At 63.8% G+C, this 5,789-nt stretch carries 5 protein-coding genes and 1 pseudogene; 1 reads left to right on the top strand and 5 read right to left on the bottom strand.

Annotation, left to right across the window (positions count from 1 at the left end; translation table 11 throughout):
- Window positions 1-660 precede the first annotated feature (660 nt).
- From JHC79_RS23775 to JHC79_RS00630, 3 genes and pseudogenes are all read right to left on the bottom strand, one after another.
- Window positions 661-792 (bottom strand): annotated as a pseudogene (locus JHC79_RS23775) (nitroreductase/quinone reductase family protein); the annotation flags it as partial.
- Window positions 793-946: 154 nt separating this feature from the next.
- Complete coding sequence (locus JHC79_RS00635; RefSeq protein ID WP_296387938.1) at window positions 947-1,528, bottom strand: hypothetical protein; 582 nt, start codon at window positions 1,526-1,528, stop codon at window positions 947-949.
- On the bottom strand, window positions 1,525-3,432 hold the full coding sequence (locus tag JHC79_RS00630) for a DEAD/DEAH box helicase (RefSeq protein WP_366782059.1): 1,908 nt from the start codon (window positions 3,430-3,432) through the stop codon (window positions 1,525-1,527). The genes JHC79_RS00635 and JHC79_RS00630 overlap by 4 nt, the downstream gene beginning before the upstream one ends.
- Before the next feature lie 36 nt (window positions 3,433-3,468).
- On the opposite strand from JHC79_RS00630, the gene JHC79_RS00625 reads away from it, so the two are divergent.
- Window positions 3,469-4,167: a TetR/AcrR family transcriptional regulator gene (locus tag JHC79_RS00625; RefSeq protein WP_366782057.1), complete on the top strand. Its 699-nt coding sequence runs from the start codon at window positions 3,469-3,471 to the stop codon at window positions 4,165-4,167.
- Between the two features lie 6 nt (window positions 4,168-4,173).
- Here the strand turns inward: JHC79_RS00625 and JHC79_RS00620 are convergent, their stop codons facing one another.
- The gene (locus JHC79_RS00620) at window positions 4,174-4,806 is read right to left on the bottom strand and encodes a hypothetical protein (protein ID WP_296387936.1); all 633 of its coding nucleotides are present in this window, start codon (window positions 4,804-4,806) and stop codon (window positions 4,174-4,176) included.
- Window positions 4,807-4,808: 2 nt separating this feature from the next.
- Window positions 4,809-5,789 (bottom strand): acyl-CoA dehydrogenase (locus JHC79_RS00615; protein ID WP_296387935.1); only part of this gene is annotated, 981 nt, incomplete at its 5' end.

Here is a 5,789-nt window from a genome sequence, read left to right as displayed (position 1 = left end):
TGTCCCGAATCTTGTGATGTGAGAACTACTCCGGAGCGGGCGGACGTTGTCCCACACAGCCGCACAGCGCCGACGAGCTGCCGGACCGGTTCTTGACCAGCTCGATGTTCTGTCCGCAGAGCCCACACTGCACCGGCCGCTTCTCGGGACTCCACCCTCGCAGCATGGAGCTGTGCACCGCACAACTGCGATATAGAATTCCTGCTCGAAGATCACAGGGGCCGCCACAGAGGTTGCGCCTCCCTTTCGGAAGATGGTCCCGCTCACCCTTGACGTACGGGTGGGTCAGAGGAAACACCACGAAATCGCTCCCACTGGCCTGGTCTCCGCGCTCGATTGCCACGTCAAGCCTCTCTGTGCAACTACATCGTCAACAGGTTGGATGCGACAGGGCAGACGAATGTTCCCGCACCGCCGCGCAGCTCACAGGGTGTCGATGCGGAACACCGCGCAACGGCCCGCTAGGGCTGCGAACGCGTCTGGGCTGATCTCGTCGACGACGCCGGCGTTCTTCATGATGTTGGGTCCGTCAGTTCCTGATCGGTCGGGCCACGCTCGGAGGACAGGTACGGCTGATTCGGCGTCCAGTTCGGTGAGGTGTACTGGCTGAGTCAGTCGTCCGGTCGTGAGTGTGGCCGTCCCGCCCGCTGCCCGGACGTTTCGCGCCCAGTCTGCGCCGGGAAACCCCTCGAGCAGGTATCGGTGACCGTCGAGAGTGACAACGGTCAAGGGTGTCCGTCGCGGTTTTCCGCTACGCCGCCCGGCCACGGTCAGCACTGGCAGCTCTTGCATGCCCCCGACGGCACGGATGGCAAGCATGAGCCGGTTCACGTACTTGATCCATCGAGGCGGTTTGATCGACGGTGTCGGGTCGGATGTCATCTCAGGGCTCCTGACTTGTGGTGAGTGGTGTCAATCAAGACGGATCAATGGTGCTGCGCGGCAATCAGACCGGCGGCAGGTCATAGAACGTGTCGACCGCGATCTCGCGGAGAGGAACCCATGTGGCCACGACGACGTCGCCGGGCGTGTCCGAGGAAGCAAGGTCGACACTCTGGATGTCCAGCGCCAGCTGCGGTGCATTGTCGATCTGTTGTGCCAGGGCGTAGATGGTGGCGAGGACGTGCACGCACATCGGTGTTCGGGCCGCGCAGGAGCAGTCGACGTTTGCGATGGTCGGCGCGGGACAGAACCCCGCACGGACCAGAACGGCGTGGAGCTGGTCGTCGGACACCCGATCGGCGCACAGTGGTTGTCGTAGAGCATCGGCGAGCTCTGATGTCATCCGGGCGAATTCGAGATGGCTCACCGACGCCTCCGAGCCTCGGTGCACGGTCGAACGTACGAGCCGTCCCTCGATGGTGAGTAGCACTCCCCCGTTGCGGGCGATACTGCGTGCCCGAGGGAGCAGCTTGTTGGCGACCGTGACGGTGACTGGTTCGGCCAGCCGAACGACGTCCATCCCCCACGGCGTGTAGCCGAACTCGACCGTCGCGGCCCGCTCCCGTTGCGCAGGTATCGAATTCACCGGTTCCCTCTCGTTCGTGTGAGGATCTCGAGTAGTCGTTCGTCAGGCAGTCGCGCCAGTTCAGCGACCACTGACGAATCAGCGGCGTGCGCACTCACGCTCGACTTCCGGTCGTGCATCGACGCGATGTGTTCCTCGAGGGTCCCCGCCGTGGTCAAGGTGGAGATGGTCACCGTCCTCTGCTGTCCGATCCGGTGGACCCTGTCCGAGGCCTGCTCTTCGACAGCCGGGTTCCACCACCGATCGAAATGAATGACGTCGCTGGCGCGGGTGAGGGTGAGCCCCACTCCCCCGGCCTTGAGGCTCATGACCATCACCGGTGCCGTCAAGCCGCGTTGGAACCGGTCGACCAGGTCGTCACGGTCGGCGATGTCGAGTCCGCCGTGAAAGAACGGAGCGTCGATGCCGAACTTCTCGCCAAAGTGTCGCCGAAGTAGCTCACCAGTGGCCCGGTATTGGGTGAACACGAGAGTGGCTGAACCGGATTCGAGGTTGGCGGCAACTATGCCTGTGCAGGCGTCGAGCTTCCCGGATCTACCGGCGAGGTCGTTGACGTTGCCGTCGATCAGTCCGGGATGGTTGCAGAGCTGTTTGAGCGCGGTCAGCGCGGCGAGCACCGTGCCGTGTCGGCCCACCCCGGAGCCGAACCCGGCCTCTGCCGCGTCGGAGAGGATCTGGTCGTAGATGACTGTTTGCTCGTCGGAGAGGTCGCAGAGTATCGGATTGTCGATCTTCGCCGGCAGCGACGACGCCACCTCCGCTTTCGAGCGCCGCAGCATCACCGGAGCGGTTGCGGCGCGCAGCCGCATCAGCGCGTCACTGTCGCCGGCGCCGGCGGGCAGGGTGAAGCGGCGGCGATAGACGGCCCGATGAGTGAAACGTTGTGCCGCGACGAGATTCAGTAACGACCACAGTTCGTCGAGATGGTTCTCGACCGGGGTGCCTGTCAGGGCGATGCGTGCACGGGAGTCCAGTCGGCGTGCGGCACGAGAAACCTGCGTGCGCGGATTCTTCAGTGCTTGGGCTTCGTCGAACACCACCGTTTCCCAGGTCGTACGCCGCAGCGTGTCGGCGTGGTTCCGAAGGGTCGAGTAGGAAACCACGGTGACCGCGCCAGAAGCTGCCGAGGGCATCTGTGGGTTGGTCGGCGACCACGCTCGTGCGTCGAGGGTCGGAGCGAACCTGCGGATCTCGCGCAGCCAGTTGCTGACCAGGGACTTCGGGCACACCACCAGAGCCGGCCCGCCCCTACGAATGATGAGTAGTCCGATGGCCTGAACCGTCTTGCCCAACCCCATCTCGTCGGCCAGAACAGCTCCACCTTCGGCCTCCGCCGTGGTGAACAGCCAGCTGATGCCGCGCGCCTGATAGGGCCGAAGCGTGGCATGGAGCGTGTCACGAAGACCTCGCTCGAGCGTCCTGGTGTCGGCGAAGACGCGACGAACATGGTCCGCACTGGTCATCGACGTTCCCAGCTGATCGGGCACCGCGTGAGCCGCGGGCGGCATCACGTCCGGAACGGTTCCCGCGGCGAGGGCATCCACCCACACACGCATCGACGAAGTCTGCGCGGGACGTCCGACCAGCGAATCCGCCTCTACGACAGTGCAGGGAACTTCACGGACTTCGACCTGATGACCATCGGCGGCCGCAGGAACAGCCAGGCGAACTCTCGATGTGCTGTCCTCGCTGGCGTCGTCGGGAGACCACAAAGCGAACATGTGGAGGTCTGGAAGGTAGGTGGCATGCACTGCGATGAACGCGTCCCCTAAAGTTGTACACTGTACGGAGTAATAAAGACTGTACAGCATACGGAGTTCTTTGGTGCGCTTGTTCTGGAAGGTGGTCACATGTCGGCCGAAGACGAAGCGAGGGCCGTGGTCCGACTCCTGTGGCGTGCGCACGTCGCCGACGAAACCCGTCGAGGACCCCGCCAACGATTGACCGTTGACGACGTGGTCGATGCGGCCGTCGAGATGGCCGACCGCGACGGGTTGGGCAGCCTGTCGGTGCGAACGGTCAGTGCATCCCTCGGCATGAAGCCGATGAGCTTCTACACCTACGTCCCCAGCAAAGACGCCCTCGTCGCATTGATGGTGGACGCAGTCGCAGCCCAGGATGAGCCGTTCGACCGCGGAAAGCCGTTGCGCGCGCGGCTGACCTGGATAGCCGAATCAGTCCGCGACGAGCTCATTCGCCACCCCTGGCTGCTCGACGCCTCCAGCTGGAGACAGGTCACCGGCCCACACCGGCTCCGACGATACGAACGGCAACTCGAACAACTCGTCGACACAGGACTGTCCGACCTCGACAGCGACCGCGTCATCTCCACACTCAACGCCTTCGCGGTGGGCAACGCCCGCGAAACCCTCGACGCCCAGCGGACGCCGACCGAATCCACACTCACCGACTCTCAGTGGTGGAACATCGTCGGACCAGCTCTGTCCGAAGTGATGCCGCACCACGACTTTCCACTTGCGGGTCGAGTCGGCGCTCACGTGGGCGAACTCTTCCAAGCACCTGGCGACCCGACAGGAGCATTCGCCTTCGGTCTCGATCGACTACTCGACGGTATCGAAGAGTTCACAGATCATTGGACCCACCGAAATCCATCGCAGCGTTCACCGGATCGGCCATGACCGGTTTCACTTCGACACGTGCCACAGCACAATGGGTGCGGACTCCTCGGTCGGGAGGTAGAGCACCTCATGCGCCGTGCTGATGATGCCGGCCGCGTCGATGCCGAGGATGCGGCCGATCATGGTGTGCAACAACTCGATTTTGCGGACGCAATCCTCTGACTCCGTCACGGCCCATGTGCGTTGCGCCGCCCGCAAGGCGCAGAGGCTTTCGTAGATCGCGGTGTCGACGAGGCTCGGAGTGATCGTCGGCAACCCTGTGCCTGTGTCGAACCAGTGCAGCGTCTGATTGATTCTGAGCGCCCGCCTCAACGCCGCGCTTGCCGCCTCGCCCCGTGCGGCCGCTGTCCGGCAATAGACGGCTGCACGATAGTGGCTGATCTCGGTGCCGTGTTCGTTGTAACCGGCGAAGTGGGTTCCGTCGACGGTTCCGGCATGCCATGTGTGAAGCTGGTCGTAGATTGCCGACAACTCGCGTTGGGCGTCGATGAGCACACCGAGTAGCGGGCCGACCGCCGCCGGGTTGGCGATGTTCGGCACTCGAGCGGACAGACAGTCGACGGCCGTTTTGACGTTTTCCGCGGCTACGTGCGCATCATCGTGCATGGCGCCGACGTCGATGGGCTGTTGTGCGGACATCGCTAGAACGAGGCTTCGGCGAGATCCATGATGCCGATCTCCATGGTGTCGATCAGATCACGGGTGGTGTGCACGGTCGGCAGGACGGTGGTCGCGAAGAAGTGCGCGGTCGCGACCTTGCCTTCGTAAAAGGCCCTGTCGGAGTCCGAGACCGAGGTGTCGAGTGCGTGCGCGGCGATGTCGGCCTGCCGCAGGAGTTGCCAGCCGATGAGAAGGTCGCCGACGGCCATCAGGAAGGGAACCGATCCGAGCCCGATTCGGTACAGCTCGGACGGCGATTCCTGCGCGGCCATGAGGTACTCGGTGAGAGTTGCTGTCATGGCGTGCGTGTCGTCGAGTGCGGCCCGAAGCCGAGCCCGGCCGACGTTGAGGCGTTTGTGCCCGTTCTCGTCTTCGACGAAGGTGGTGATCTGTTCGGCGAGGTGTGTCAGCGCGACGCCGTTGTCGCGGATGATTTTGCGGAAGAAGAAGTCCTGGGCCTGGATGGCGGTGGTTCCCTCGTACAGGGTGTCTATTTTCGCGTCCCGGATGTACTGCTCGATGGGATAGTCCCGGAGGTACCCCGATCCCCCGAGTGTTTGCAGGCTGTCGGTCAGATATTGGTAGGCGCGTTCGGATCCGACGCCTTTGACTATGGGGAGCAGCAGGTCGTTGACGCGGGCGGCGGTGTCGTCGTCGGCGCCGGATACCTGCCTGGCCAGAGCGGGGTCTTGGTGGGCAGCGGTGTAGAGGTACAGCGCGCGCAATCCCTCGGCGTAGGACTTCTGCAGGGTCAGCGAGCGCCGGACGTCGGGATGGCGGGTGATCGCCACCCGGGGGGCGGCCTTGTCGGCGAGTTCGGTCATGTCGGCGCCCTGGACACGTTGTTTCGCGTAGTCGAGGGAATTGAGGTACCCGGTCGAGAGCGTGGCGATTGCTTTGGTGCCGACGAACATACGCGCGTACTCGATGACGTCGAACATCTGCCTGATGCCGTCGTGTAC

It is taken from the genome of Williamsia sp., from assembly GCF_016462415.1.
Taxonomy (GTDB): domain Bacteria; phylum Actinomycetota; class Actinomycetes; order Mycobacteriales; family Mycobacteriaceae; genus Williamsia_A.
The sequence above is the reverse complement of the archived record's forward strand: the minus strand, read 5'-3'. Positions and strand labels throughout refer to the sequence as shown.

Bases quoted from the DNA above. Each gene is read 5' to 3' on its own strand.
- JHC79_RS00620 (WP_296387936.1), bottom strand. From the start codon at position 4,806: ATGTCCGCACAACAGCCCATCGACGTCGGCGCCATGCACGATGATGCG.